The 25,534-nt window shown below is 66.9% G+C and carries 24 protein-coding genes; 16 read left to right on the top strand and 8 right to left on the bottom strand.

Annotation, left to right across the window (positions count from 1 at the left end; translation table 11 throughout):
- Positions 1–90 precede the first annotated feature (90 nt).
- A complete protein-coding gene (locus tag GUY37_RS18390; protein WP_228278250.1) occupies positions 91–759 on the top strand; it encodes an IclR family transcriptional regulator in 669 nt (222 codons plus the stop codon).
- A 105-nt stretch (positions 760–864) separates the two neighbouring features.
- Here GUY37_RS18390 and GUY37_RS18385 read toward each other — a convergent pair whose 3' ends face one another.
- Positions 865–1,983, bottom strand: a complete 1,119-nt coding sequence (locus tag GUY37_RS18385) for a YkvI family membrane protein (protein ID WP_166828772.1) — start codon at positions 1,981–1,983, stop codon at positions 865–867.
- Between the two features lie 160 nt (positions 1,984–2,143).
- Positions 2,144–2,806, bottom strand: coding sequence for a GntR family transcriptional regulator (locus GUY37_RS18380; RefSeq protein ID WP_166828769.1), 663 nt, complete (start codon positions 2,804–2,806; stop codon positions 2,144–2,146).
- A gap of 136 nt (positions 2,807–2,942) precedes the next feature.
- Between GUY37_RS18380 and glyA the strand changes: the two genes are divergently transcribed.
- From glyA to GUY37_RS18335, 9 genes are all read left to right on the top strand, one after another.
- Positions 2,943–4,310, top strand: coding sequence for a serine hydroxymethyltransferase (gene glyA / locus GUY37_RS18375; protein WP_166828766.1), 1,368 nt, complete (start codon positions 2,943–2,945; stop codon positions 4,308–4,310).
- Entirely contained in the window at positions 4,310–5,527 is a 1,218-nt protein-coding gene (locus tag GUY37_RS18370) for a sarcosine oxidase subunit beta family protein (RefSeq protein ID WP_166828763.1), read from the top strand. The genes glyA and GUY37_RS18370 overlap by 1 nt, the downstream gene beginning before the upstream one ends.
- A gap of 32 nt (positions 5,528–5,559) precedes the next feature.
- Entirely contained in the window at positions 5,560–5,850 is a 291-nt protein-coding gene (locus tag GUY37_RS18365) for a sarcosine oxidase subunit delta (RefSeq protein ID WP_152346091.1), read from the top strand.
- Positions 5,847–8,774 (top strand): 2Fe-2S iron-sulfur cluster-binding protein, encoded by a 2,928-nt coding sequence (locus GUY37_RS18360; protein WP_166828760.1) that lies wholly within the window; start codon positions 5,847–5,849, stop codon positions 8,772–8,774. Before GUY37_RS18365 ends, GUY37_RS18360 begins: the two co-directional genes overlap by 4 nt.
- Positions 8,767–9,474, top strand: a complete 708-nt coding sequence (locus GUY37_RS18355) for a sarcosine oxidase subunit gamma (protein WP_166828757.1) — start codon at positions 8,767–8,769, stop codon at positions 9,472–9,474. The genes GUY37_RS18360 and GUY37_RS18355 overlap by 8 nt, the downstream gene beginning before the upstream one ends.
- Positions 9,474–10,901 (top strand): L-serine ammonia-lyase, encoded by a 1,428-nt coding sequence (locus tag GUY37_RS18350; RefSeq protein WP_166828754.1) that lies wholly within the window; start codon positions 9,474–9,476, stop codon positions 10,899–10,901. The genes GUY37_RS18355 and GUY37_RS18350 overlap by 1 nt, the downstream gene beginning before the upstream one ends.
- Before the next feature lie 149 nt (positions 10,902–11,050).
- Positions 11,051–11,905, top strand: coding sequence for a formyltetrahydrofolate deformylase (purU, locus tag GUY37_RS18345; protein ID WP_166828750.1), 855 nt, complete (start codon positions 11,051–11,053; stop codon positions 11,903–11,905).
- Positions 11,906–11,956: 51 nt separating this feature from the next.
- On the top strand, positions 11,957–12,625 hold the full coding sequence (locus tag GUY37_RS18340; RefSeq protein WP_166828746.1) for a GntR family transcriptional regulator: 669 nt from the start codon (positions 11,957–11,959) through the stop codon (positions 12,623–12,625).
- 166 nt (positions 12,626–12,791) lie between these two features.
- Entirely contained in the window at positions 12,792–13,280 is a 489-nt protein-coding gene (locus tag GUY37_RS18335; RefSeq protein WP_166828743.1) for a dihydrodipicolinate synthase family protein, read from the top strand.
- Here GUY37_RS18335 and GUY37_RS18330 read toward each other — a convergent pair.
- Both GUY37_RS18330 and GUY37_RS18325 read right to left on the bottom strand, forming a co-directional pair.
- Positions 13,239–14,222, bottom strand: coding sequence for an Ldh family oxidoreductase (locus GUY37_RS18330; protein WP_166828740.1), 984 nt, complete (start codon positions 14,220–14,222; stop codon positions 13,239–13,241). The two genes, GUY37_RS18335 and GUY37_RS18330, sit on opposite strands and share 42 nt — an antisense overlap.
- Before the next feature lie 49 nt (positions 14,223–14,271).
- Positions 14,272–15,363 carry an IclR family transcriptional regulator gene (locus GUY37_RS18325; protein ID WP_228278249.1) on the bottom strand — a complete coding sequence of 364 codons (1,092 nt, stop codon included), beginning with the start codon at positions 15,361–15,363 and terminating at the stop codon, positions 14,272–14,274.
- A gap of 43 nt (positions 15,364–15,406) precedes the next feature.
- On the opposite strand from GUY37_RS18325, the gene GUY37_RS18320 reads away from it, so the two are divergent.
- The 3 genes from GUY37_RS18320 to GUY37_RS18310 all read left to right on the top strand — a co-directional run bounded on the left by GUY37_RS18320 (position 15,407) and on the right by GUY37_RS18310 (position 17,246).
- Complete coding sequence (locus tag GUY37_RS18320) at positions 15,407–15,988, top strand: dihydrofolate reductase family protein (protein WP_166828737.1); 582 nt, start codon at positions 15,407–15,409, stop codon at positions 15,986–15,988.
- A 187-nt stretch (positions 15,989–16,175) separates the two neighbouring features.
- Complete coding sequence (locus GUY37_RS18315; RefSeq protein WP_166828735.1) at positions 16,176–16,991, top strand: ABC transporter ATP-binding protein; 816 nt, start codon at positions 16,176–16,178, stop codon at positions 16,989–16,991.
- Positions 16,992–17,054: 63 nt separating this feature from the next.
- Entirely contained in the window at positions 17,055–17,246 is a 192-nt protein-coding gene (locus GUY37_RS18310) for a hypothetical protein (protein WP_062860502.1), read from the top strand.
- A 9-nt stretch (positions 17,247–17,255) separates the two neighbouring features.
- Here the strand turns inward: GUY37_RS18310 and GUY37_RS18305 are convergent, their stop codons facing one another.
- A complete protein-coding gene (locus GUY37_RS18305; protein WP_166828732.1) occupies positions 17,256–18,275 on the bottom strand; it encodes a threonine/serine dehydratase in 1,020 nt (339 codons plus the stop codon).
- Positions 18,276–18,438: 163 nt separating this feature from the next.
- Positions 18,439–19,803 (bottom strand): MFS transporter, encoded by a 1,365-nt coding sequence (locus tag GUY37_RS18300; protein WP_166828729.1) that lies wholly within the window; start codon positions 19,801–19,803, stop codon positions 18,439–18,441.
- 310 nt (positions 19,804–20,113) lie between these two features.
- On the opposite strand from GUY37_RS18300, the gene GUY37_RS18295 reads away from it, so the two are divergent.
- The 3 genes from GUY37_RS18295 to paaZ all read left to right on the top strand — a co-directional run bounded on the left by GUY37_RS18295 (position 20,114) and on the right by paaZ (position 22,839).
- Positions 20,114–20,419, top strand: a complete 306-nt coding sequence (locus tag GUY37_RS18295; RefSeq protein ID WP_166828726.1) for a YtxH domain-containing protein — start codon at positions 20,114–20,116, stop codon at positions 20,417–20,419.
- A complete protein-coding gene (locus GUY37_RS18290) occupies positions 20,412–20,585 on the top strand; it encodes a hypothetical protein (RefSeq protein WP_166828723.1) in 174 nt (57 codons plus the stop codon). The genes GUY37_RS18295 and GUY37_RS18290 overlap by 8 nt, the downstream gene beginning before the upstream one ends.
- Positions 20,586–20,802: 217 nt before the next feature.
- Positions 20,803–22,839, top strand: a complete 2,037-nt coding sequence (gene paaZ, locus GUY37_RS18285) for a phenylacetic acid degradation bifunctional protein PaaZ (protein ID WP_166828721.1) — start codon at positions 20,803–20,805, stop codon at positions 22,837–22,839.
- Positions 22,840–22,931: 92 nt separating this feature from the next.
- Here paaZ and GUY37_RS18280 read toward each other — a convergent pair whose 3' ends face one another.
- Together GUY37_RS18280 and GUY37_RS18275 are read right to left on the bottom strand one after the other, a co-directional pair.
- Entirely contained in the window at positions 22,932–23,882 is a 951-nt protein-coding gene (locus GUY37_RS18280) for a diacylglycerol/lipid kinase family protein (protein ID WP_166828718.1), read from the bottom strand.
- Entirely contained in the window at positions 23,879–25,531 is a 1,653-nt protein-coding gene (locus tag GUY37_RS18275; protein WP_166828715.1) for an FAD-binding oxidoreductase, read from the bottom strand. Before GUY37_RS18275 ends, GUY37_RS18280 begins: the two co-directional genes overlap by 4 nt.
- Positions 25,532–25,534 lie beyond the last annotated feature (3 nt).

The raw sequence follows: 25,534 nt of genomic DNA, 5'->3' as shown, positions 1-25,534 counted from the left end.
CAGCTCTCCCCATCGCTGTGTCAGAAGGTCGACGTCGGCAAATGGGAATAGGGTGAGATTATGCCTCGAACGAGCTCGAATTCTGATTCCATGAGTCGTGGTGCCTCGGTCATCGAGAACACCGTGTCGATCCTGCGCTGCTTCGCGCCGGACCGGCAGGAGCTCGGAGTCACCGAGATCGCCCCACGCGTGGGGCTGCACAAGAGCACGGTGTCGCGCATCCTTGCCTCGCTCGAGCAGGAAGGGATCGTCGAACAGGTGCCGTCCAAGCGGTACCGGCTCGGCCTCGGCATCATCGCGATCGCAGGACCGCTGCTGGCCGACCTCGATGTTCGGCGTGCCGCCTATCCGACTCTGCAGGCGCTGACGCGTGCCACTGCGGAGACGAGCGCGCTGATGGTCTGGAACGGGGCGGAGGCGATCACCGTCGAGCAGATCCCGAGCCCGCAGCCAGTCAAGCACACGTCGATCCTGGGGTCACGATATCGGACGGAAGGCAGCGCCTCGGTGAAGGTCTTCCTCGAGGCCGAAGACGGTGAAGGACGAACCGATGGTGTCGCCTACGCCCTCAATGATGCGGAGACTTCGCCGAACGAGGTCGGCATTGCCGCCCCCGTGCGCGATCATCGCGGTGAAGTGGTCGCCGCTGTCCTCATTGCCGCCCCGAAGTTCCGCACCGACGCTGAACGGGTCGTCGAGCTCGGCGAACACTGCGTTCAGGCGGCCAGGCGGATTTCGCAGCGGCTTGGCGGTCGTTGAGCGGTGGCGTCGCCTCGGGTGATCACTGGATCATCCGAGGCGACGTTCTGGGGATCGGTACGGGTGGTCGATGTGTCGAGAGTGATCGGCCGCCTCGGTGCGGGGTCAGCTTTTCCGCTCTGCCGCGTGGCGGATCGTGCGGATGATCATCAGCACCAGGAGGACGATGCCGACGTAGCCGTTGATGACGTAGACGATGTTGACCATCTGCGAGAACGGCAGGACGAGGCCGATGATCGTGCCGAGAACGGCGAGTGCGATCGTCACGTACTTGAACTTCTTCGTCTTGTCGTCGAAGAAGCGCGATGACACCGTCCACAGCAGCGGAATCGCCGTCGTGTAGATTCCGGCGAGGATCATCACGGAGATGAGCGCCCCGATCCACGGTCCGAGGCTGCTGGCGAGGACGAGCATCGGGATCTCGACGTCGAAGACCTCGCCGATGTTGGCCAGCAGCCCGAGGCCGACGACCATGCAGGCCAGGGAGAAGGCAATGCCTCCGACGAAGCCGCCAGCCGTGGCCTCGCGCCGGTTCTTCACGGTCTTGCCGAGGGCGGCGAGGAACGCTGCGAGCCAGAGCATGCAGAATCCGACATAGGACAGCCCTGAGAGGAACCAGTTCGAGGACGCCTGAGTGACGTCGAGGCTCGGCAGGATATCGACTCCGGTGGAGACGCCTGCGGGGTCGCGCGTGATGCCGTAGACGCCGAGGGCGATCGCGACGACGACGATGACCGGGCCGATCTTGCCGATGACGTCGACGAGGCTCGTCAGCCCGAACCACACGGTGGCACAGACGACAGCGGCCAAGGCGATCCCGCCGATGAACTTCGACAGTCCGTAATGCTCCTCGAAGACCGCGCCGGCACCGGCGATCATCACGGTGAAGGAGAGGAAGACGAAGAGGATCGAGAAGTAGTCGAAGAACGTCCCGAGGTACTTTCCGCCGTAGTAGTAGAAGACGCGTGAGGGTTTCTCGAACTGCTCCCGCCTGCCCGTGAGGAAGAGCTCGACGGCGACATAGGAGATGAGCACGAGCACCAGAAGACCGGTGCCGAAGACGCCCCAGAAACCGTAGGACGCGTAGTACTGGAGGATCTCTTGGCCGGTCGCGAAGCCCGAGCCGATGAGGAACGCGATGATCGCTCCGGCGTATGTGATGATCCGCAGGATGCTGGTCTTCTCGGTTGAAGCCAGATGAGCGGCGGTGGAGGTGTCAGTCATGGAAGTCCTTCGTCGTTGAGGGAATGAGGTGGTCGACAGAGTCAGGTCGACAACTGATATATCACATTCAAGCACGTTAGCGTGTGTTTGTGATCACGTCAACGGATGCCGAGGTCGGTACGGGGCGGAGTGGGCCCTCGGTGCCAGGTGGAGGGGCGCCTCAGCGCAAGGTGGAGCGGACGGTCTTGTCGAACTCGCGGACGTGCTCGGCGGCGCGGGCGGCCACGGTCTGTTCGTCGCCGTCGAGGATCGCCTCGAGCAGATCGATGTGCTCGCGGATGTGGGTGACGAGATCCGGGATCCCCGGGATGACGAGGCACCAGATGCGGGTGGCCAGATCGTCGAGGCGGATGAGCGTCTCCGACAGGTGCGGATTGTCCGCAGACCCGTAGATGAGTCGGTGGACCTCGAGGTCGCGCTCCATGAGCGTGCGCTGATCGTCGGTCGACTCGAGTGCCTTGAGGCCGGCGATCGCGGCCGAGAAATCCATGCGCCGCTCGGATGTGAGGCTGCGGGCCGCGCGACGGGCGGCGATCGGCTCGAGAGCTTCCCTCATCTCCGAGATCGTCGACAGATCGGTGAGGTCGACATTGGTGGCGAAGGTTCCGCGCCGCGGATAGGACACGACGAGGTGATCGCGCTCGAGGCGTTTGAGTGCCTCGCGGATCGGCGTGCGGCCGACCTCGAGTTCGGCGCTCAGGGCAGCCTCGTTGATCGGATCGCCCGGAGCGATGTCGAGCACGATGAGCCGGTGCCGCAGGATCTCATAGGCGTGATTCGCCAGGGACGTCGTCGGTGACGTCGCGTCGGCGGATGCGCTCATGAGAAGACTCCTGGAAAACTCTGCTGACAATGTATTGCGTCGACTGGATTTCTCTGCCTACACTACAGGAACGCATCTGATATATTAGTTGCTGATCAGTTGAGGACAGCTGATTGCGACAGGTCAAAGGAGATCCATGACAGAGCAACTCGCAAACCCCGCCGAAGCCGGCACGACCGAAGCCTTCCCCAGTCGTGAACCCGTCGAACTGAGCACCTCGATCGCTGAACTCGATCCGCAGATCGCCGGATTCATCGACGCCGAACTGGCCCGGCAGCGCGAGGGACTGGAGATGATCGCCTCGGAGAACCACACCGCCTCGGCCGTCATGGAAGCTCAAGGGTCGGTGCTCACGAACAAGTACGCCGAGGGGTACCCCGGCCGCCGCTACTACGGCGGCTGCGAACACGTCGACGAGATCGAAGGCATCGCCATCGACCGCGTCAAGGCACTCTTCGGAGCCGCGTACGCGAACGTCCAGCCGCACTCCGGAGCCCAGGCCAACGCCTCGGTCATGCACGCCCTCATCCGTCCCGGGGACACCGTCCTCGGACTCAATCTCGCCCACGGCGGCCACCTCACCCACGGAATGAAGATCAACTTCTCCGGCCGCCTCTACTCGATCGTCCCCTACGGCCTCGACGCCGAAACGGGACGCGTCGACATGGCCGAGGTCGAACGCCTCGCCCACGAGCACCAGCCGAAGCTCATCGTCGGCGGCTGGTCGGCCTACACCCGGCAGCTCGACTTCGCCGAGTTCCGTCGCATCGCCGACTCGGTCGGTGCCTACCTCATGGTCGACATGGCCCACTTCGCCGGACTCGTCGCCGCCGGACTCCACCCCTCACCGGTCCCGCACGCCCACGTCGTGTCCTCGACGACGCACAAGACCCTCGGCGGCCCCCGAGGCGGCATCATCCTCACCAATGACGCGGACATCGCGAAGAAGATCAATTCCGCCGTCTTCCCCGGTCAACAGGGCGGACCCCTCGAACACGTCATCGCAGGCAAGGCGGTGGCCTTCGGTCTGGCCGCCACCGACGCCTTCGTCGACAAGCAGAAGCGGACCCTGGCCGGGGCCGGCGAACTCGCCCGCCGCCTGACCGAAGACGATGTCGCCGAACGCGGAATCTCCGTCCTCACCGGCGGCACCGACGTCCACCTCGTCCTCGTCGATCTGCGCAACTCGACCCTCGACGGAGCCCAGGCGGAAGATCTGCTCGCCCAGATCGGCATCACCGTCAACCGCAACGCCGTGCCCGACGACCCCAGGCCGCCGATGGTCACCTCCGGTCTGCGGATCGGCACACCGGCGCTCGCCAGCCGCGGATTCGGCAGCGAAGCATTCGCTGAAGCAGCCGACATCATCGCCGAGGTGCTCAAGGCCGGCACGGACGAGAACGGCGCGAGCCCGGAGGCCATCGCAGAGCTGAGCGAACGGGTCACCCGACTCGCGAACGACCACCCCCTGTACCCCACCCTCACCGAGATCGGAGCACGCTGATGGCTGACCAGCTTCCCGAACACCCCGACTTCCTGTGGCGCAATCCGGAGCCGAAGAAGTCCTACGAAGCCGTCATCGTCGGCGGCGGCGGACACGGACTCGCCACCGCCTACTATCTGGCGAAGAACCACGGAATGACGAACATCGCCATTCTTGAGAGGGGTTGGCTCGCCGGGGGCAATATGGCCCGGAACACGACGATCATCCGCTCGAACTACCTGTGGGACGAGTCCGCCGCGATCTATGAGAAGTCGCTCAAGCTCTGGGAGCAGCTGCCGGCCGAACTCGACTACGACTTCCTCTTCTCCCAGCGCGGCGTGCTCAACCTCGCCCACACTCTCCAGGACGTGCGCGAATCCCAGCGCCGTGTGAATGCGAACAGGCTCAACGGCGTCGACGCCGAATGGCTCGATCCCAAGCAGGTCAAGGAAGTCTGCCCGATCATCAACATCGGCGACGACCTCCGTTACCCCGTGATGGGCGGGACCTATCAGCCGCGCGCCGGCATCGCCAAGCACGACCACGTGGCCTGGGCCTTCGCCCGCAAGGCCGATGAGATGGGTGTCGACATCATCCAGAACTGCGAGGTCACCGGCATCGATCGCATCGGCGACAAGGTCGTCGGCGTGCAGACGAACCGCGGACCGATCGCCACCGAGAAGGTCGCCCTGGCCGTGGCCGGCGACTCCTCGGTGCTCGCCGACATGGCCGGGATCCGTCTGCCGATCCAGACCCACCCGCTGCAGGCGTTGGTCTCCGAACTCTTCGAACCCGTGCACCCGACCGTGGTCATGTCCAACCACGTCCACGTCTACGTCTCCCAGGCGCACAAGGGCGAACTCGTCATGGGCGCCGGCGTCGACTCGTACAACGGCTACGGTCAACGAGGCGGCTTCCACGTCATCGAGGAGCAGCTGGCCGCGGCGGTCGAGCTCTTCCCGATCTTCGCCCGCGCTCATGTGCTGCGCACCTGGGGCGGCAACGTCGACGTCACCCTCGACGCCTCACCGATCGTGTCGAAGACCGAAGTCGAGGGACTCTACGCCAACTGCGGCTGGGGCACCGGCGGCTTCAAAGGAACCCCTGCGGCGGGCTTCACCTACGCCCACACCATCGCGAACGACGAACCCCACCCGCTCAACGCCCCGTTCGCCCTCGACCGCTTCGAAACCGGCCACCTCATCGACGAACACGGCGCCGCCGCCGTGGCGCACTGAGCGAGTCGACGCACCGGACTGAAAGGACCGACATGCTGCTCATCCACTGCCCGAACTGCGGGCCGAGGGACGAAACCGAATTCCACTACGGCGGACAGGCGCACGTTCCCTACCCCGAAGACCCGTACGCCCTGACCGACAGGGAATGGGGCGAGTACCTCTTCTACCGTGAGAACAGTCGCGGTGCCTTTGCCGAGATGTGGAGCCACAGCGCCGGCTGCCGGAAGTGGTTCAACGCCGTCCGCGACACCGCCACCTACGACTTCACCGCGATCTACCCGATCGGCTCGCCCCGTCCCGACACGCAAGGAGAGGTTCGATGACGAACACCACCCGTCTGCACTCCGCTTCTCGACTGCCCTCTGCCACCGGCATCGACACCACCCGACCGATCGACTTCACCGTCGACGGACAGACCTACTCGGGCTTCGCCGGTGACACGATCGCCAGTGCCCTCATCGCCGCGGGCCGCATCGACTGCGGAAACTCGACCTATCTGGGTCGGGCCCGCGGCATCCTCGGCGCCGGCGTCGAGGAGTCCAATGCGCTCGTCCGCGTGCATTCCCGGTACTCCGGAGACGTCTCCGAGTCGATGCTGCCCGCCACACGCGTGGCCATCGCCGAAGGACTCGAGGCCGACTACCTCGCCGGGCTCGGGATCCTCGATCCCGGCCAGGACGAACTGACCTACGAACACGAGCACGTGCACACCGACGTCCTCATCGTCGGCGCCGGGCCCGCCGGACTCGCCGCCGCACGGGAGGCCGGCAAGTCCGGTGCGCGCACCCTCCTCCTTGACGACCAGTCCCTGCCCGGCGGCTCCCTGCTCGCCGCGGGACCGGCCACGGCCGAGACCATCGACGGACAGGACGCCACCGCCTGGGCCGAGGCCACCGTCGCCGGTTTCGCCGAGCACGAAGAACTCACGTACGTGAAGAACACCACGGTCTTCGGCAGCTACGACTCGAACTTCTTCGTTGCCCTCGAAGACCGCACCGAAGCCGTCGCCGCGGCCGGTGGCCGCGGAGTGCGCCAGAGAGTCTGGCACATCCGCGCCGGCCAGGTCGTGCTCGCCACCGGCGCCCACGACCGTCCGATCGTCTTCGCCGACAACGACCGCCCGGGCATCATGCTGGCCTCGGCCGTGCGCACCTACCTCGGCCGCTTTGGCGTCGCCGCAGGGCAGAACGTGACCGTGGCGACGACGAACGACTCCGCCTACGATCTCGTGGCCGACCTCCACGCGGCAGGCATCACCGTCCCCGCGATCATCGACTCCCGCCCGACCGCCTCGGCGGTGGCAGAAGCCGTCACCGAAGCCACGGGCACCCGTCTCATCCTCGGCTCGGCCGTCACCGACACCGCCGGTGAGGGGCCCGCCGGACGGATCAGCGCGATCACCGTCGCCGGACTCGACGATGACGGCGTTGCCGCAGGTGAGAGCGAAGAGATCGCCGTCGACCTGCTTGCCGTCTCCGGCGGACACTCGCCGGTCATCCACCTGCACGGTCAGCGCAAGGGCAAGATCCACTGGAACGGCGACATCGCGGCCTTCGTGCCGACGACGCCCGTGCGTGACCAGTTCACGGCAGGCTCCGTCACCGGAGACTACTCGCTCGAATCGGCATTGCGTCAGGGTGCCGAGGCGGGCAATGCCGCAGCGAACCGGACCGGGTTCCCCGCCGCCCTCGCCGTCCCCGCGGCCTTCCCGATGGCCTATGCCCCGGCCCGTCCGCTGTGGCTGGTCACCTCGGCCGAGGATGACCACGACGCGCTGACCACGCACTTCATCGACTTCCAACGTGACCAGACCGTCGCCGATGTGCAGCGGGCGATGGGCGCGGGCATGCGCTCGGTCGAGCACATCAAGCGCTACACCTCGATCTCGACGGCGAACGATCAGGGCAAGACCTCAGCAGTCAACGCGATCGGCGCGATCGCCTCGGTGCTGGGGGAGGCCGACGACCTCGGACAGGTTGGGCACACGACCTTCCGCGCCCCCTTCGCCCCGGTGCCCTTCGCGGCACTGGCCGGACGGCGCAAGGGTGAACTCTTCGACCCGGCGCGGGTCACCTCGATCCACCCCTGGCACGTCGCCCACGGTGCCGAGTTCGAAGACGTCGGGCAGTGGAAGCGCCCCTGGTACTACCCGAAGCCGGGTGAGGACATGGAGGCGGCGGTGCTGCGCGAGGGCAAGGCCGTGCGCGAATCCGTCGGCTTCCAGGACGCCTCGACGCTCGGCAAGATCGAGATCCGCGGGAAGGACGCCGGGGAATTCCTCGGCCAGATCTACACGAACGGCTTCAAGAAGCTCAAGGTCGGCAAGGGCCGCTACGGACTGATGTGCAAGCCCGACGGAATGATCTTCGACGACGGCGTGACCCTGCGGGTGGCCGAGGACCGCTACTACATGACGACGACGACCGGCGGCGCGGCGACCGTCCTCGAATGGCTCGAGGAATGGCACCAGACCGAATGGCCCGAACTCGACGTCGTCTTCACCTCGGTGACCGAACAGTGGTCGACCGTCGCCGTGGCCGGTCCCCGGTCACGGGACGTCATCGCGAAGCTCGCTCCGAACCTCGACGTGTCGAACGAGGCCTTCGAGTTCATGGGCTTCCGAGAGACCACGTTGGCGAACGGCATCCCCGCACGGATCTGCCGGATCTCCTTCTCCGGCGAGCTCGCCTTCGAGATCAACGTCGACACGTTCTACGGGCTGACTGTCTGGGAGGCCGTCGCCGAGGCAGGTGCCGAGTACGACATCACCCCGTACGGGACCGAAGTCATGCACGTGCTGCGTGCCGAGAAGGGCTTCATCATCGTCGGTCAAGACACCGACGGCACCGTGACCCCGCAGGATGCGGGTATGGAGTGGATCGTCTCGAAGCTCAAGGACTTCATCGGCAAGCGCTCCTACACACGGGCCGACAACGTCAGGGAGGACCGCAAGCATCTCGTGGGAGTGCTGCCGGTCGACGGGACCACGCGACTGGCCGAAGGCGCCCAGCTCATCACCTCGGGCACCCCCGTCACTCCCGAGGAGGGACCGGTGCCGATGATCGGCCACGTCACCTCGTCCTACATCTCACCCAGCCTCGACCGGCCCATCGGGCTCGCGCTCGTCGAGAACGGCCGCAACCGGACTGGTGAGGTCGTCCAGTCCCCGCTCGGGGACACCGTGGTCGACGTCGAGATCACCTCACCTGTCTTCTACGATCCGGAAGGGAACCGCCGCGATGGCTGACACCACCTACTCTACTGACACCCTGGTCACCCTCGAATCCCTCGAAGACCTCCGGGTCTCCCCGGCCGCGCATCTGGCCGAGGCGATGACCGATGCGAGTGCCGCCGGCGGGCGCCGGGTCGCTCTGCGCGAGCTGCCGTTCTCCGTCCAGCTCGGTCTGCGGGCAGAGCCGGATTCGGCCTCTGGGCGGGCGCTCGAAGACGTCTTCGGCCTGCCGCTGCCGCGTCGGGTCGGTGAGGTCACCGGCGATGGTGCAGGACTGCACATCCTGTGGCTGAGCCCCGATGAGTTCCTCGCCGTCGACGTCTCCCGCCAGCAGCAGCCAGGGGAGACTCTCGTCGCCGAGGCGGGTCTCGAAGGACTGCCCGGACAGGCGGTCGATCTCTCCGCCAACCGCACGATCCTCCAGCTTTCGGGCTCGAAGGCCCGGGAAGTGCTCGAGAAGAGCTGCCGCGCCGACCTTCACCCGCGCGCCTTCGGCGTCGGCACCGCGATCGTCACTGCGCTGGGCCCCGTCCCGGTCATCCTCCACCACTCCTCGGTGCTCGAATACCGTGTCTACCCGCGAGCGAGCTTCGCGGACTTCACCGTCCGCTGGCTGCTCGACGGAATGGCCGAGTTCCTCGACGACGGCGAGAGTGCCGAGGTCGGGGCGGGCGATGCCGGCCGTGCCTCGGCGCGCGAAGAGGACGTCGGCTGATGGCACTCGGGGTCCTCGATCTCTTCTCGATCGGCATCGGCCCCTCCTCCTCCCACACGGTGGGGCCGATGCGGGCCGCACTCCGATTCGTCGACGAACTCAACGGGCAGGGGATCCTGCACCGGGTCCGCCGGGTCCGCGTCGGACTCTACGGTTCGCTGGCCGCGACCGGAATCGGGCACGGTTCGGACTCGGCGGTGCTCGTGGGCTTAAGCGGTTTCGATCCCGAGACGCTCGACCCCGACCAGGTGGGCCCGCTGGTCGAGGAGGTCAAGACGCAACGCAAGCTCCACCTCGGCGGGCGTCTGGTCATCGAATTCGAAGCGGAGACGGATCTCGTCCTCCACCTGCGGAAGAGCCTGCCCGGCCATCCCAATGGGATGGTCATCCGTGCCGAGGTCGACGATGAGGTCATCGAGCGCGAGTACTACTCGGTCGGCGGGGGATTCGTCGTCACCGCCGAGGAGCTCGCTGCCGAGAACGACGCCGCCGAGGCGATCGAGGCCGCCGAGTCGGCCGGCCAGCAGGGCGCCACCGAGGGGGAGACGGGTCAGGCGATCGAGTTCGCCACGGCCGATGAGCTCCTCGCCCGCTGCCGTGAGCACGGGCTGAGCATCGCCGAGCTCATGGCCGTCAACGAACGCGCTGCTCACACCGATGCTCAGCTGCGGGAGAAGCTGTTGGCGATCTGGGCGGTGATGCGCGAATGCGTGCACAACGGGTGCACGCGTGAGGAGACGACGCTGCCCGGCGGGCTCAAGGTGCGCAGGCGTGCCCCTGAACTGCGGGAGAAGCTCGAAGCAGCGGACTACCAGGCATCGGGGTCGCTCGACGCCCTCGAATGGGTCAACCTCTACGCGCTGGCCGTCAATGAGGAGAACGCCTCGGGCGGACGCATCGTCACCGCCCCGACGAACGGGGCCGCGGGCATCATTCCGGCGGTGCTCCATTACATGGACCGGTTCGTCGTCGAGACGGAGGATTCCGACGATGCCGTCGTGACGTTCCTGCTCACGGCCGGGGCGATCGGGATCCTCTTCAAGCGCAATGCATCGATCTCCGGCGCCGAGGTGGGCTGTCAGGGAGAAGTCGGATCCGCGTGTGCGATGGCTGCCGCAGGATTGTGCGCCGTCCTCGGCGGCACACCGGAGCAGGTCGAGAACGCCGCGGAGATCGGTCTCGAGCACAACCTCGGGCTCACGTGCGACCCGGTCGGCGGGCTCGTGCAGGTGCCCTGCATCGAACGCAATGCCATAGCCTCGGTGAAGGCGATCAACGCGGCCCGGCTGGCGATGCACGGCGACGGCTCGCATCGGGTGAGCCTCGACCAGGCGATCGAGACCATGCGGCAGACTGGAGCCGATATGAAATCGAAGTACAAGGAGACATCGCGCGGCGGCCTCGCCGTCAACGTCATCGAGTGCTGAACAGCACGAGATCACGGGCCGGCCTCGGTGCACCGCCGCAGCCGGTCCGTGTCGGACACCGCCCCTGATTTCGCACCACACCAGCTGCTGCACCACCCCAGCTGCTGGACTACCCCAGATCTGGCACGACCGAACAGGAAGACAAGCACATGCAGGATTTCATCTTCACCCTCGAATGCGACGAGCGTCCCGGCATCCTCCACTCGGTGACCGGCGCCCTGCTCACCCACGGCGGCGACATCAAGGAACTCAAGCAGTTCGACGACCAGTACACCGAGCGCCTGTTCCTGCGCATCGATTTCAGCGTCTCGGCGGAGCCCGGCAACGGGATAGAGGCGCTGCGGACCGACTTCGAGGCGATCGGAGAGGAGTTCGGAGCGACCTGGCAGCTGTGGCCGCAGGGGGAGAAGCGGCGGGTGCTCATCATGGTCTCGAAGTTCGAGCACTGCCTCAACGATCTGCTCTTCCGGGCCCGCGTCGGCGAGCTGCCGATCGAGATCGCGGCCGTCGTGTCGAACCACCCCGACCATCGGGAGCTCGTCGAATGGCATCACATCCCCTTCTTCCGGATCCCCGTGACGAAGGAGACGAAGCCCGAGGCCGAAGCGAAGCTGCTCGAACTCGTCGACCGCTTCGAGGTCGACCTCGTCGTCCTCGCCCGTTATATGCAGATCCTCTCCGACGACCTCGCCCGTGAGCTCACGGGCCGCGCCATCAACATCCACCACTCGTTCCTGCCGTCCTTCAAGGGTGCGAAGCCCTACCACCAGGCGTGGGAGCGCGGAGTCAAGACCGTCGGGGCGACCGCGCACTTCGTCAACAGCGAACTCGACGAAGGTCCGATCATCGCCCAGCAGCTCGTGGAAGTCGACCATTCCTTCGGTCCCGAAGACCTCGTCGCCGCCGGTCGCGACGCCGAATGCAAAGCCCTGTCCAATGCCGTGAAATGGCACTGCGACGGCCGCGTGTTCCTCTCGGGCAAGAGGACCGTCGTCCTGCGCTGACGCCTCTCGAGTCCGCTGCGCGGCAAACTTGGCGTGGATAGACTGTCGAATATGAGCGAGACCCAGACCGAGATCGGACCCCGCATCGGCGACCAGGTGTTCGAGGCTCTGCAGGCGAGCATCCTCTCCGGCGAATATCGCAGCGGAGATCGACTGCGGATCCGCCAGCTCGCGGCGTCCCTGGGTACGAGCGTCATGCCCGTGCGGGAGTCGCTGGCCCGGCTCGAGGAGGTCGGACTCGTCGAGACCAGCCCGCACCGCGGGGCAGTGGTCAAGGAATTCACCGCCGAAGAGCTGCTGCAGATCTATTCGGTGCGTCGCATCCTCGAGGTCGACGCGACGGTCCAGGGTGCGCAGAAGCTCGATGAGGCGGGCCGGGCGCGGCTCGATGAGGAGTTCGCGGCGATGGAGGCGGCTCTCGACTCCGGCGATGCCTCGGAGTATCTCGACCACGACGAAGAGCTGCTTGCGACGATCTACTCCGCCTCGGGCAATCCCGTCCTCGTCGAGACGATCCGGACCCTGTGGCTGCGCTGCCGGGCGTACAAACTCGTCGGTGCCAGGCGGGAGATCGCGGCCGATGCCAAGACGCCGCTGCTCAAGCACCAACGCCGACTCATGGACGCCGTCGACGCCGGTGACCCTGGGGTCGCCGCCGAGGTGACCGAAGAGTCCTTCGATGACGCCGTCCGCCGTATCCGCGCCGGGCTCGGGGCCTGAGGGTCGACCGTCGAGGACAGTCCGCTCAGGGCTGGGGACCGGGCCGGCGACTAGTGGTCACTTTTGGAGACGTTCCAGCAAACATGGGTCGTGATCGGATAGTTTTCCTGCGGCGGTTTCTATCTTCTAGTGCAACACCCGGCCTGACCTATATTCGTCGGACCGATTGTTTTCCGGACCGGCGGAGCGGCTCACCGAGGACGTGGCGAACATCCGCTACATCAAGGACTCGAGCGCGAACTGGGAGCAGGCGCTCAAGCTCATCCACCACCACAGCGACGTCATCTCCACCTTCATCGGCTGGGACAGCTTTATCTACTCCGGTCTCGTCGAAGGTACGGCCGGAATGGTCGCGGGAGCAGCGAACGCCCTCCCTGCCGAGATCGTGTCGGTGTCGAAACTGATCGCCGACGGTGACCTCAACGGTGCCCGTGAGGAGTGGAAGCGGCTCTACCCGGTCATCGACGCGATGATCTCCGAACCGTTCATCCAAGCCGTCAAGACCGGGCTCGAGCTGCGCGGCGTCCCCGTCGGCTCGCCGAGGCGGCCCCTGGCCGACACCGATCCCGACGCCAGGGAGAGGATCAAGGCAGCACTGGCCACCCTCGGCGGCTCAGCTGCGGTTGACGAGTTCCGAGTGCAGTTCGCGGGGTAGGTCGATGACTTCGAGGCTGCGTTTGCGGCCGAAGTCGAAGCCGAACCGTGCATGGAGACGGTCAAGATGCTCGGCGACCCGCTGCGAATAGCCAGGGTCGAAGGCATCTGCCGCGATCGCGATGACGAACAGCCCCGTGCCCGGGCTCTCCTGCCCCGAGTCGAAGGCGGGAGCGTCGACGGAGAAGCGGCCGCCGCCGTGGACGGCAAGGAGTTCGATCATGAGCGCGACATTGCTGCCCTTGACCCCGCCGAATGGCAGCAGGGAACCGGCGAGGGCAGCCTCGGCATTGTTCGTGGCCGCCCCGTCGGGTGCGAGCGCCCATCCGGCGGGGATCGTCTCGCGTCGATCGGCGGCGTCGCGGACGTTGACCCACGCGGTCGCACTGGTCGCCTGGTCGAACATCCGCGGGCCCTCGACATGGGGAACGGCGAATGAGAAGGGGTTCGTTCCGGTTGCCGAACCCGGTGCGCCGAACAGCGACATCAACGCCGGTGAGTTGGCCCCTGCAAACGCCACCAGGCCTCGTTCGGCAAGCCGCGTCGTAAAGTAGCCGAGCTCCCCGGCAGTGAAGGCGTTGGCGATGTTGAGGACGGAGATCCCGAGCGTCGCGGCAGACGAGGCGAAGCTCTCGAAGGCTGCGTTGAAGGCCAGCTGCGCGGTACCCCGATCGGCGTCGACGTGGTGTGCTGCTGGCAATCGGTTCGTCACCTTCGGCTGCGCCTGCCCGTTGATGCGGCCGGCCTCGAGGCCGTCGAGGTAGTCGAGGAGGTGTGCGGTTCCGACCTGCGTCTTGCCCCGTCGTTCGGCCGCGACGGTTGCGGCGGCCAAGGACTGTGCCAGTGCGGGTGACCCGCCAGCCGCGGTGATCGCTGCGATGCACAGGTCCCGCAGCTCGGTGATCGTCATGGACACGGTAGGGGAGTCGGAAGTCTCTGGCATGCCCTTCACGCTACCCGAGGTCGTGCACTGCACCGGTGCTGAGGTCAGGTCAGAGGTCCCCGGAGTCCGGGATGGGATCGGTCTGCGAACTCAGCGCCTCGGCGATGGCCTTCGCCTCCCGACGCAGCAGCGCGACGAGGCGTTCGACCCGTGGGCCGGTGACGCGGTCGGCGATCGAGGCGATCGACAGGGCCGCACGCGGGCGGGAGCCGCGGATGCGCAGCGGCACCGCCACGGCCCACGACCCCTTGGCGAAGAGCCCGGGATTGTGGACGAAGCCGTCGATGCGGGCCTGATCGATGATGTCGCGAAGGTGCGGGACCGAGACCTTCGGATACCGTTCGGCCAGGATCTCGGTGTTGGCCTCGAACTGGGCGTCCACCTCGGCGGGGGAGAGCTCGGAGAGGATCGCCAAGGATCCGGCTCCGATGCCCAGCGGATGGCGGTCGCCCACGGACAGGGCGTTGTTGAAGATCTCGCCGAAGCCCTCCTCGCGGCGGGCGCAGATCGAATAGCTGCCCGTGCGCAGGGTGAGGAACACGGTGTCCTGGCTGAGCTCGGCCAGGCGCAGCAGGCTCGACTCGGACTCCGTGACCAGGGGGTCCACCGATTTCTGGGCGAGCTGCCCGAGGATCTGGGACTGCACGCCCAGCCGATATCCGCCCTCTTCGAGTCGTTCGACGTAGCCCATGGCGATGAGCGCCTGGAGCATGCGGTGGACGCTGGCCTTCGGGCGTCCGCTGATCGAGGCCAGCTCGGACAGGCTCGCGCCTTCGCGACGTTCCCCGGCGATGAGACCGACGAGGTTGAGCAGCGTCAGCGCACGTTGGATGCTCTGCGCGCCGGTGCCCGGTTCGAGGCTGTCGACGGCATGGGCGACATTGAACGAAGCGGACCGGCGCAGAAGCCGACCGCGCATCTTGATGCGATATTCCTCGCGGAGGTCCTCATTCGAATCGGCGCCGTTGTGCATGCCTCCATTATGGCCTGTGCCGACACCGGAACCGGCGGCGGCCGGCACGGAGATCTTCCCTGCGGTTTCGGAGATCGATGCGCGCTTCAATCGTGTGCGGATCTGGTCCCCGGCGACGCCGGGGCGCACACTGGAGGCATCGCCCCGAGCGGAATCCCATCGCGGCATCGGGCCGCGCCATGCTCGGCAGCCTGCTCAGTGAGGAGCGACCATGTCCGCGACCTACACCTTCGACGTCTTCATGAGCCTCGACGGTTTCGCCTCGATCATCCCCGAGGGCGACTGGGGAGGCTACTGGGGCAAACAAGGTCCCGAACTGCTCGACCATCGTCTGCAGGCATACAACGACGACTCTCGCGTGGTCCACGGCGCGACCACCTTCCGCGAATTCGCCGCTATGCTTGCTGCCGCCGACGAGTTCCCCGATGTGCTCGACCCATGGGTTACCGCCGTGCGCCGGAGCCCGACCACAGTCATCTCGACGACCCTGACCGAGCCGCTCGCCTGGCCCGACGCCGTCATTGCCCGCGGAGACGCCGTCGACGTGGTCGCCGCGCTCAAGGAGGAATCGGACGTGCCGATCCGCTCCCACGGATCCCTGTCGACGAACAGAACGCTCATGGCCGCCGGACTCGTGGACCGTGTCCAAGTCACCGTCTACCCTGTTATCACAGGTCGGACAGGGTCCCAGCCGGTCTTCGCCGGTGCCGCGGACTTCGACCTCGACCTCCTCGAATCGACGTTGCTGGACGGGAATATCCAGGAGCTCATCTACCGTCCGAGTCTTCACTGACTGGAACCCGGCACCGGCTCGCTCTCGCGATCCAGGATATGGAACGCCGGTCTCTCGACCCGGCAGCCGCCTCGGCGAAGTGGGTCCTAGAATCGGATCGGCCCCACCGGACGATGGGGCCATCGATCTGAGAGCCGAACACCGTGGCGCCTGCAGCCGGGATCCGGTTCGGAAGGGTGAGTGAGACGTGGCCGAGACCGTCCTCGACATCGCTGACGTGACATTCCGGCGTGGGCACACGCAGATCCTCCACGGCATCGACCTGCGCATCGACGCCGGCGAGCACTGGGTGCTCATCGGGCCGAACGGGGCGGGGAAGTCCACGCTGCTGAGCTTCGCCTCGGCGCAGGTGTTCCCGACCTCGGGCACCGTCGACATCCTCGGTTCTCGGATGGGCCGGGTCGAACTCGCGGCCCTGCGCCGGCTCATCGGACACGTCAACCCGCGACATCCGCTGCGCTCGAACCTCAGCGTGCGCGAAGTCGTCCTCACGGGGCTGACCGGCACCGTCGAACGTCCCATGCGGTGGGAGCCCGAATCGGACGAGGTGGCGAAGGCCGATGCTCAGATCGCCGAGGTGGGTCTGACGTCGCGTGCCGACGCCGGGTGGAAGGTGCTGTCACAGGGGGAGCGGGGACGTGCCCTCGTCGCCCGGTCGCTCATCGCCGACCCGCAGCTGCTGCTCTTCGACGAACCGACCACCGGCCTTGACGTCGCCGCCCGCGAACAGCTGCTCGAGACCATCGACGCCCTGTCGCTGCGCTCGCCGGAGCTGTCGACGCTGCTGGTCACCCACCATCTCGAGGAGATCCCGGAGACCACCACGCACGCCGCGCTCATCTCCGACGGGCGTCTGACAGCCGCAGGTCCCATCGCCGAGGTGCTCACCTCGGAGCAGGTCTCCGCCACCTTCGACCATCCGATCGAGGTGGGTTTCGCCGACCGCCGCTGGTCCGCCCGCGCGGTCCGTACGACCAGTGCGTCTGTCGCGTCCGTCGGCTGAAGATCGTCTGGGACGATCACCGCGCGCATTGCACCGCCGTGGACTCGGGCCTAGGCTTGAGGCATGAAGATGAGTACCGTGTGGAGCATCATCGGCGCGATCATCGCCGTCATCATCGCGTGGTGGGTGGTCAACGTCGCGTTCTCCATCGCCTGGTTCCTCGTCAAGGCCATCATCACCGTCGTCGTGGCGCTCGCGATCTTCGGCCTCATCAAGGCCTCCCTCAAGTCGAAGGACCGCGACCGAACGCGCTGACCGCCTGCGTCAGAGATCGCCGAGGCCGGTGTTCGCCCCGCAGAGGACGACGCACACCTTCTCTCCCGCAGCCGGAACATAGCCGCCGGTCGTCTTCGACTCGTCGGCGCCGCTGATCCCCGCCAGAGCTGTGGCCGCCGCATGTTCGACCGCCAGCCGGTGATCATCCCACAGATGCTGCCGGGCGCCGATGATCGCCTCATCGCTGACCAGCACCGAGGTGACCAGATCCGACCGTGCCGCGTCCAGTGCCAGCGGTGTGGCCCGACGGGCACCGAGCGAATCCGCCGCCACCGAATCGACCGTGACGTCGACCGGCTCGCCCGCTTCCAGTGCGGCATCCAGCGCGCGACAGTTCTCCGGTTCGACCGCCACCGTGCGCACCCCGTGATAAGTCGCGGCTGTCGCGACTCCGGCGAACAGTCCGCCGCCTCCGACGGAGACGACGACCGTGTCGAGATCGGGCACCTGCGTGAGAATCTCGGTCATCAGCGTGCCCGCGCCGGCGGCGATGAGCGGATGGTCGTAGGCGTGCGAAGCCAACGCCCCCGAGGAGTCGACGAAGTCACGGCAGGCCGCGGCCGCCTCGGCGTACTCGCTGCCCGTCAGCACCACCTCGGCGCCGTAGGAGCGCAGACGATCGACCTTGACCTCCGGCGCATTCGCGGGGAGGAAGACGGTCGCGGGCACACCGGCGGCACGGGCCGCCCAGGCGCAGGCGAGCCCCGCGTTCCCGCCCGAGGCGATCGTCACTCCCGCCTCGGGGAAGGTGCCCTCCTCGAGATGGGCCCGGATGAAGTTCTGCGCACCACGGGCCTTGAAAGTGCCCGTGTACTGCATGAACTCGAGGGCGAAGAGCAGGCCGGATGCGCTCGGGTCCTCGGCAGGGCCGGAACTCCACGCAGCCGCGGTGGGGGAGGCCGCCTCGGCGAGGTTCCCGGGCTGCGCGGACGCCACGGTGACCGGTCGGACTCGTCCGGCGATCCGGGCTGCGGCGGCTTCGATGTCGGGATACGTCAGCTCAGTCATGTCATCACCCTATGCGAGAGCTGCTGAGGGGTCTCGTCTCCTCGGCGGATTGTCTGGTCGTTCCAAGGTGATTCAGGCGCGGAAATCGCCTCGGATCGACCAGGAAATTCGGATCGACCAGGAAATCAGGTGGCAGGAGAAGAGCCGGGGGCCGAGCTCGGCCTCAGTGGTGCTTGGTCAGGCCGAGGTCGACGCCCTTCGTCTCCTTGACGAGGCTGACGCCGATGAGCGAGATGATGCACACGATGATCATGTAGATCGCGATCGAGATGGACGAACCGGTCTCGGCGAGCAGGGTCTCGGCGATGGTCGGAGCGAAGGCACCGCCGAGGATCGCGCCGAGCGCGTAGCCGATCGACACACCCGAGTAGCGGACCTGGGCGGGGAACATCTCCGCATACATCGCCGACATCGGGCCATAGGACAGGCCCATGCCGACGGTGAGGACGAAGATGCCGATGCCGTACATCCAGATGTTGGCCATGTCGATCATGAGGAACGTCGGGATGAGCCACACGATGAGCAGGATGTAGCCGATCTGGAAGGTGCGCACGCGTCCGAGCTTGTCCGAGAGCGCGCCGCCCCACATCGTGAAGACCAGCCAGCCGAAGCTCGCCAGCGTCGTCGCCAGCAGCACGGGTGCCCGGTCGAGGCCGACGGATCCGCCCTCGGCCAGCGGGCGGGAGGCGTAGGCAGCGAAGAACGCGATGATCATGTAGCCCACGGCGTTGTTGCCGATGAAGATGAGCGCGGAGAGGACGACTTCCTTCGTGTTCTTCTTGAACAGGGTGCCCAGCGGGGCCGAGGACTCGGCCTTGCGTTCGGCGAGCTCGGCGAAGACCGGGCTCTCTTCGACCTGGCGGCGGATGTAGTAGCCGACGAGGACGAGGACGACGGAGAAGAGGAACGGAATGCGCCAGCCGAAGCTCGCGAACTGTTCGGGGGTGAGCACGGTGGTGAGGACCCAGATCACGCCGGTGGCCAGAATCATCCCGACCGGCACGCCGATCTGCGGGTAGGCACCGAAGATGCCGCGCTTGGAGATCGGGGCGTGCTCGACGGACAGGAGTGCCGCTCCGCCCCATTCGCCTCCGGCGGAGAATCCCTGGAGGATCCGCAGCAGAGTGAGCAGGATCGGAGCGCCGATTCCGATTATCGCGTAGTTCGGCAGCAGACCGATGAGCGAGGTCGCGGCCCCCATGAGGATGAGCGTGAGCACGAGCATCTTCTTCCGCCCGATGCGGTCGCCGAGGTGGCCGGCGATGATCGCGCCCAACGGCCGGAAGAGGAACGAGATGCCCAGGGACGCCCACGCCATGATCTGCCCGAGCGCCGGATTGTCCGAGGCCAGCGGGCCGAAGTACTGGGCGGAGAGGACGAGGCCGGCGGCCTGGGCGTAGATGAAGAAGTCGTACCACTCGATGGTGGTGCCGACGAGGGTGCCGGCGAGGACCTTGCGCTCTTCGCGGGTGATCGAATGGGGCTCGGTCGGCTGTGATTCGGTCGGGCCGGGGGCTGTGGTGGACATGACAGGATCTTTCGGTTGCTGGGCGACATTGCCTGGTGCCGTTGCCGGCGGCGGTGGTCCTCGACTCTGAGTGATCGCCGGTGCCGCCGGTGGGGCGCGTGACGAGTGGCCGCCCGTCACGGCTGACTGCTTGGTCAGTAATTGCCTCTGACTATATTGCAGATGCTGGCCGATGTCACCTGCATGAGGGCCGGAGGCGATCCCTCACCGCAGGCTGCGCCCGTTCGCGGCGGTCATCGGTGAGTCAGCGGCCCGGTTCCGCGCCGTTGCCCGGTGCCGTTATCGTGGCCGGAACAGCAGAGAGAGGGGCATGATGAAAGGCAGACTTCTACTGGCGGCAGGAATCGGAGTGGGGTTCGTCCTCGGCTCCCGAGCCGGCCGACAGAGCTACGAAAAGCTGAAGGGATATGCGCAGGATCTGTGGAGCGACCCCAAGGTCCAAGACCGCGTGTCCGACGTCGAGGACACAGTCAGAGAGAAGGCTCCGGTCGTGCAGGACAAAGCCGAGCAGGCGCTGAAGAGCGCCGGCGAGAAATCGAAGAGAGTCGGCGATGAGATGAAGTCGAAGATCTCCGGCGACTCGACTGACGACCCGACGGAGGACAGCCATGGCTGAGATCTCCGACACCGCGCACTTCGGGGCCAGCCGAAAGGCCATCGAGGCCGAACTCGGCGTCATCGCCGCCCAGTGGGAGCAGCAGGGCCGTATCGAGCCGGTGGTGGACAAGGACACGGGAGAGATCCATCCCGACGCCGAGCGAGAGCTGCTCGACCGCCTCTGACCGATCTCGCTGCGTGGCGGGTGACCTCGCCCTATGCCGCGCTCACGCTGTGTCGGTCATACGATGCTGCGCTCACCCTGTGGCGGCCCCCATGCGTCCTGACGGCACCCTATGACAATTACCGACCGATTGGTTAGTATATTTCTAGGAATCGGCAGCGGTGCCGACAGCGGCCGCCGTGGACCGGGAGACGTCGTTTCACCAGGGAGAGCAAAGCATGACCGAAATCCTCAGTTCCTATGTGGCCGGATCCTGGCACACGCCCGGGGCGACCGAGTCCGCCCGACCCGTCCGCGACGCCGGCACCGGAGAGCTCCTGCACTCGGTGAGCTCGGCCGGAATCGACTTCGCCGCCGTCGCCGACCACGCCCGGACGACCGGCATCGAGGCGCTGCAGAAGCTGACCTTCCACCAGCGCGGTGTGATCCTCAAGAAGCTCGCGACCTACCTCATGGAGCGCACGAAGAGCTACCACGAGATCTCGTTCTCCACCGGCACCACGAAGCGCGACGCCTTCGTCGACATCGAGGGCGGCATCGGCACCCTCTTCACCTACTCCGGCGTCGCCCGCCGTCAGATGCCGAACTCGACCGTCCACCTCGACGGCGGGGTCGAGCGCCTGTCGAAGAACGGCACCTTCGTCGGCCGCCACATCCTCACCTCCCGGCAGGGCCTGGCGCTGCAGATCAACGCCTTCAACTTCCCCGTCTGGGGCATGCTCGAGAAGTTCGGGCCGATGTTCGTCGCCGGCATCCCCGTCGTCGTCAAGCCCGCCACGGACACCGCCCACCTGACCCGCGCCGTCGTCGCGGATATGATCGAGTCCGGCCTGCTCCCCGCCGGTGCGATCCAGCTGATCAGCGGTGATGTCACCCCGCTGTTCGACCACCTCGCCGAACAGGACGCGATCGCCTTCACCGGCTCCGCGAACACCGCCCGCCACCTCTCCGGACTCGACTGCGTGACCCAGCGCGGCACGCGCTTCTTCGCCGAGGCGGATTCGCTCAACTTCTCCCTGCTCGGCCCCGACGCCGCACCCGGCACGCAAGAATTCGACCTCTTCGTCTCCGGCGTCGTCGCCGAGATGACCGTCAAGGCCGGACAGAAGTGCACCGCGATCCGCCGCACCTTCGTCCCTGAGGCCCACGCCGAGGCGGTTGCTGAGGCCATCATCGCCAAGCTCGCCACCCAAGGCGTGGGCGATCCGCGCGAGAAGTCCACCCGCCTGGGCCCCGTCGTCTCCGACAAGCAGCGCACCGACGTCCTCGACGCGGTCGACCGGATCATCGCCGGGGGAGCGCACCTGCTCGCCGGCGGACGTGAGGAGTCGGATCGGCTGGCCGCCGAGCACGGCGGGGCCTATGTCGCAGGCACCGTCCTCCAGGCCGATGACGCCTGGGCCGACGGCGTCCACGACATCGAGGCCTTCGGTCCCGTGACCTCGATCATCACCTATTCAGACACCGAGGAGGCCGTCCGCCTGGCCGCCCGTGGCCGCGGCTCCCTGGTCGGCTCCGTCGTCACCCACGATCGCGATTTCGCCACCGAATTCGTCCGCAGGATCGCTCCGTGGCATGGCCGGGTCCTCGTCCTCGACCGCGACGATGCCGAAGAGTCGACCGGTCACGGTTCGCCCCTGCCGAATCTCATCCACGGCGGCCCCGGTCGGGCCGGCGGCGGCGAGGAGATGGGCGGACTGCGCGGCGTCGAACACTTCATGCAGCGCACCGCGATCCAGGCCTCCCCGGATATGCTCACCGCGATCGGAGGGGAATGGGTCAACGGTTCGCAGCGCCGCCTCGGCGAGCATCCGTTCACGAAGTCGCTGGCCGATCTGCGCCTCGGCGACACCCTCGATTCGGAGTGGCGGGAAGTCACGCTCGACGACATCGAGCACTTCGCGAACTTCACCGGCGACACCTTCTACGCTCATATGAACGAAGAGGCGGCCGCCGCGAACCCGTTCTTCCCGGGGCGCGTGGCGCACGGCTACCTCATCGTGTCCTTCGCCGCCGGACTCTTCGTCCAGCCGGACCCGGGCCCGGTGCTCGCGAACTACGGCCTCGAGGGGCTCACCTTCATCACGCCCGTCTCCCCGGGCGACAAGCTCAAGGTCACGCTCACCGCCAAGCGCATCACCCCGCGAGAGACCGACGAATACGGTGAGGTCCGCTGGGACGCCCAGGTCGTGAACCAGAACGACGAACCCGTCGCGAACTACGATGTGCTCACGCTCGTGGCCAAGGAGTACTGAGGGTCGACGAAAACTGAGGGCCAGGCACCACTGAGGGCCAAGGATTGAGCGTCGACCCGTGGGCGCTCAGTCGTGTCACCGGCGGGACATCCTCACTGGCGGGGGACGCGGACCTTCAGTGACGACGGACGAATCGTCACGGTGGCCGGGGTCTGGCCGATCTCGTCGCCATCGGCGACGATGGCGACCGGAGTTGCGCCGGCCGGGGTATCGATGCGGATCTCGCGAGCATGGCCGAAGTGGATATGCGGGTGACGGTCGTGCCTGCCCGACATGAACGCGACGAGCTCGACAGCGAGTCTGGGCAGGAACGCGTCCTTGAGCAGGACGACGTCGATGAGCCCGTCGTCGAGCTCCGCCTCGGGGGAGAGCTTGAGCCCGCCCCCGTAGCGACCCGAGTTCGCGAAGCCTGCGGTCAGGCCCCGGAAATCGACGCGCTTGCCGTCGACGGTCAGCTCGAGCTCGATGCTCTTCGGCGGCAGGATCGCCCGGAGGACCCCATACAGGTACACCCACTGTCCCTTGACGTACTTGGCCGAGTTCGCGTGGCGCTGGACGGTTGAGTCGAGGCCGAGGCAGACATTGCTGAGACTGACCTTCCCGTCGAGGTCGAGGACATCGATGATCTGATCGCGGCCGGCGGCGATGTTCGCCACGGCCCCCTCGGTGCCCTTGGGGATGCCGAGCTTGCCGATGAGGTCGTTGCCGCGACCGCCGGCGATGACGCCCAGAGACGTCTCCGTATCCACGAGGCCGGCCGCGACCGAACGCGCCATCCCGTCACCGCCGAGTGCGCCCACGACCCGTGCGCCATCTGCGGCGAATCCGGCGGCGAGCTCCTTCGCATGCTCCTCGCTCGTGCTCCTCACGAGCCGCGCCTCGAGACCATGGGCGGCAAAGGCCTCGACCAGCGGATCGATGCGCTTGAGCACGGCGCCTCTGCGTGCGGTGGGATTGAGGATCACGGGCACGGTCGAGCGATCGGCGGTCGGGCCTGCGGATCCCCTGACCGTGGAGTCCTTGTCTTCGGGGTCGCCGCTCACAGCCTTGCAGGTCCGTTCATGAGCTTGTCCGGATTCATGATGCCTGCGGGGTCGACCTCGGCCTTGGCCGCCCGCAGCATCCGCAGCCACAGCCCACCGGTCTCTGCTGTCATCCAGGGGGCGTGGTCGGTGCCCACGGCGTGGTGGTGGGTGATCGTGCCGCCGCCTGCGACGATGGCGTCGCCGGCCGCGGACTTCAGCGCCTTCCACTGGGCGATCTCCGCACCGGGCTGCTGCTCGGCGAAGATCGTGTAGTACAGCGAACATCCCGAGGCGTAGAGGTGCGAGACGTGGCAGAGCACGAACGCGGGTGTCCCGCGATCGGCCAGGGCTTTCTCGACGGCGGCGCTGATCGTGTCGTGGAGCTGTTCGACCGTCGACCATGGTGCCGAGGTCTCCAACGTCTCGACGATCATCCCCTCCTGCAGCAGCTGATCGCGCAGGTACGGGGTCGAGAAGCGGTGCTTCTCCCACGTCGTCTCCGGAGCCGCGCCGAGGTTGGCGCCCTTGTGCTTCCGGGCGATCGAGCGGGCCTCGGAGCGGCGTGAGCGATTCTCGGTCGGGCGTCCGTCGAAGCGGACGACGAGCAGGCAGGGAGTCGAGACTCCGCGAGCGCGCAGATAGGCGAGGATGCCCTTGCGCTGCAGTTCGCTGCCGAGCTGAGAGAGCCCGAACGCGGTCTCGTTGACATCCGAGAGCCGCGCGATGTCAAGGCGGAGTCCCGACTGCTCCATGTCACGCAGCGCCGCGGTTCCCGAAGCGAAATCGGGGAAGAACCAGGAGTCGGCCAGGCTCGACTGCGGTGTGCGGCGGATGCGCAGCGTCACCTCGGTGATGATGCCCAGCGTCCCCTCGGAGCCGACGAACAGCTGGCGCGGATTCGGGCCGGCCGCGGTGGCTGGGGTGGTCCGCAGCTCGATCGGACCGCACGGAGTCGAACAGCGCAGGCCGTACACGTTCTCGTCGATGCGTCCGTATCCGGTCGACTGCTGACCGGCAGATCGGGTAGCGACCCAGCCGCCGACGGTGCTGAATTCGAAGGACTGGGGGTAGTGGGCGAGCGTGAAGCCGCGAGCCTGCAGCGCCTCCTCCAGATCGGGTCCGAAGACGCCGGCTTGGACCGTGGCCGTCAGCGATTCTTCGTCGATGTCGACGATCTTGTCGAGGCGGGCCAGGCTGATGCTCACGCATGCCGAGAACTGCGCACGGGCGGCGGTGATGCCGCCGACGACGCTCGTGCCGCCGCCGAACGGAACGACCGCAACGGATTCTTCGCTGCACACGGTCAGCAGGGCGTCCACCTCGGCGTCGGACGCGGGGTAGACCACCGCATCGGGAGCGTGGGTGAGCGCTCCGCTGCGCAGGCGGATGAGGTCGGGCAGGCTGCGGCCGGCCGCATGGGAGACGCGGACGGCACGATCGTCGCGGACGAAGTCCTCGCCCACGGTCTCGGTGAGGCGGGTGCGCACCTCATCGGTGAGCGTCGATTCGGGCAGCGAGACGTCCTCGAGTGCCACCGGCGGGTGATCGACCCCGGCCGGCCAGCCGCAGTGCCTGCTGAGGATCTTCTTCGCGCCGGGCTTGACGGGGCCGTCGTTGCCGTCCTCGCCCCAGCCCCACCAGCGCATGCGCGGTCGAGTGTTGTCCATGTT

The organism is Brevibacterium limosum (assembly GCF_011617705.1).
Taxonomy (GTDB): domain Bacteria; phylum Actinomycetota; class Actinomycetes; order Actinomycetales; family Brevibacteriaceae; genus Brevibacterium; species Brevibacterium limosum.
The sequence above is the reverse complement of the archived record's forward strand: the minus strand, read 5'-3'. Positions and strand labels throughout refer to the sequence as shown.

Bases quoted from the DNA above. Each gene is read 5' to 3' on its own strand.
- purU (WP_166828750.1), top strand. From the start codon at position 11,051: ATGCAGGATTTCATCTTCACCCTCGAATGCGACGAGCGTCCCGGCATC.
- GUY37_RS18385 (WP_166828772.1), bottom strand. From the start codon at position 1,983: ATGACTGACACCTCCACCGCCGCTCATCTGGCTTCAACCGAGAAGACC.
- GUY37_RS18355 (WP_166828757.1), top strand. From the start codon at position 8,767: ATGGCTGACACCACCTACTCTACTGACACCCTGGTCACCCTCGAATCC.
- GUY37_RS18325 (WP_228278249.1), bottom strand. From the start codon at position 15,363: ATGCCGCGATGGGATTCCGCTCGGGGCGATGCCTCCAGTGTGCGCCCC.
- GUY37_RS18295 (WP_166828726.1), top strand. From the start codon at position 20,114: ATGATGAAAGGCAGACTTCTACTGGCGGCAGGAATCGGAGTGGGGTTC.
- GUY37_RS18365 (WP_152346091.1), top strand. From the start codon at position 5,560: ATGCTGCTCATCCACTGCCCGAACTGCGGGCCGAGGGACGAAACCGAA.
- GUY37_RS18380 (WP_166828769.1), bottom strand. From the start codon at position 2,806: ATGAGCGCATCCGCCGACGCGACGTCACCGACGACGTCCCTGGCGAAT.
- GUY37_RS18275 (WP_166828715.1), bottom strand. From the start codon at position 25,531: ATGGACAACACTCGACCGCGCATGCGCTGGTGGGGCTGGGGCGAGGAC.
- paaZ (WP_166828721.1), top strand. From the start codon at position 20,803: ATGACCGAAATCCTCAGTTCCTATGTGGCCGGATCCTGGCACACGCCC.
- GUY37_RS18350 (WP_166828754.1), top strand. From the start codon at position 9,474: ATGGCACTCGGGGTCCTCGATCTCTTCTCGATCGGCATCGGCCCCTCC.
- GUY37_RS18305 (WP_166828732.1), bottom strand. From the start codon at position 18,275: ATGACTGAGCTGACGTATCCCGACATCGAAGCCGCCGCAGCCCGGATC.
- GUY37_RS18340 (WP_166828746.1), top strand. From the start codon at position 11,957: ATGAGCGAGACCCAGACCGAGATCGGACCCCGCATCGGCGACCAGGTG.
- GUY37_RS18300 (WP_166828729.1), bottom strand. From the start codon at position 19,803: ATGTCCACCACAGCCCCCGGCCCGACCGAATCACAGCCGACCGAGCCC.
- GUY37_RS18320 (WP_166828737.1), top strand. From the start codon at position 15,407: ATGTCCGCGACCTACACCTTCGACGTCTTCATGAGCCTCGACGGTTTC.
- glyA (WP_166828766.1), top strand. From the start codon at position 2,943: ATGACAGAGCAACTCGCAAACCCCGCCGAAGCCGGCACGACCGAAGCC.
- GUY37_RS18390 (WP_228278250.1), top strand. From the start codon at position 91: ATGAGTCGTGGTGCCTCGGTCATCGAGAACACCGTGTCGATCCTGCGC.
- GUY37_RS18360 (WP_166828760.1), top strand. From the start codon at position 5,847: ATGACGAACACCACCCGTCTGCACTCCGCTTCTCGACTGCCCTCTGCC.
- GUY37_RS18310 (WP_062860502.1), top strand. From the start codon at position 17,055: ATGAAGATGAGTACCGTGTGGAGCATCATCGGCGCGATCATCGCCGTC.
- GUY37_RS18290 (WP_166828723.1), top strand. From the start codon at position 20,412: ATGGCTGAGATCTCCGACACCGCGCACTTCGGGGCCAGCCGAAAGGCC.
- GUY37_RS18330 (WP_166828740.1), bottom strand. From the start codon at position 14,222: ATGCCAGAGACTTCCGACTCCCCTACCGTGTCCATGACGATCACCGAG.
- GUY37_RS18370 (WP_166828763.1), top strand. From the start codon at position 4,310: ATGGCTGACCAGCTTCCCGAACACCCCGACTTCCTGTGGCGCAATCCG.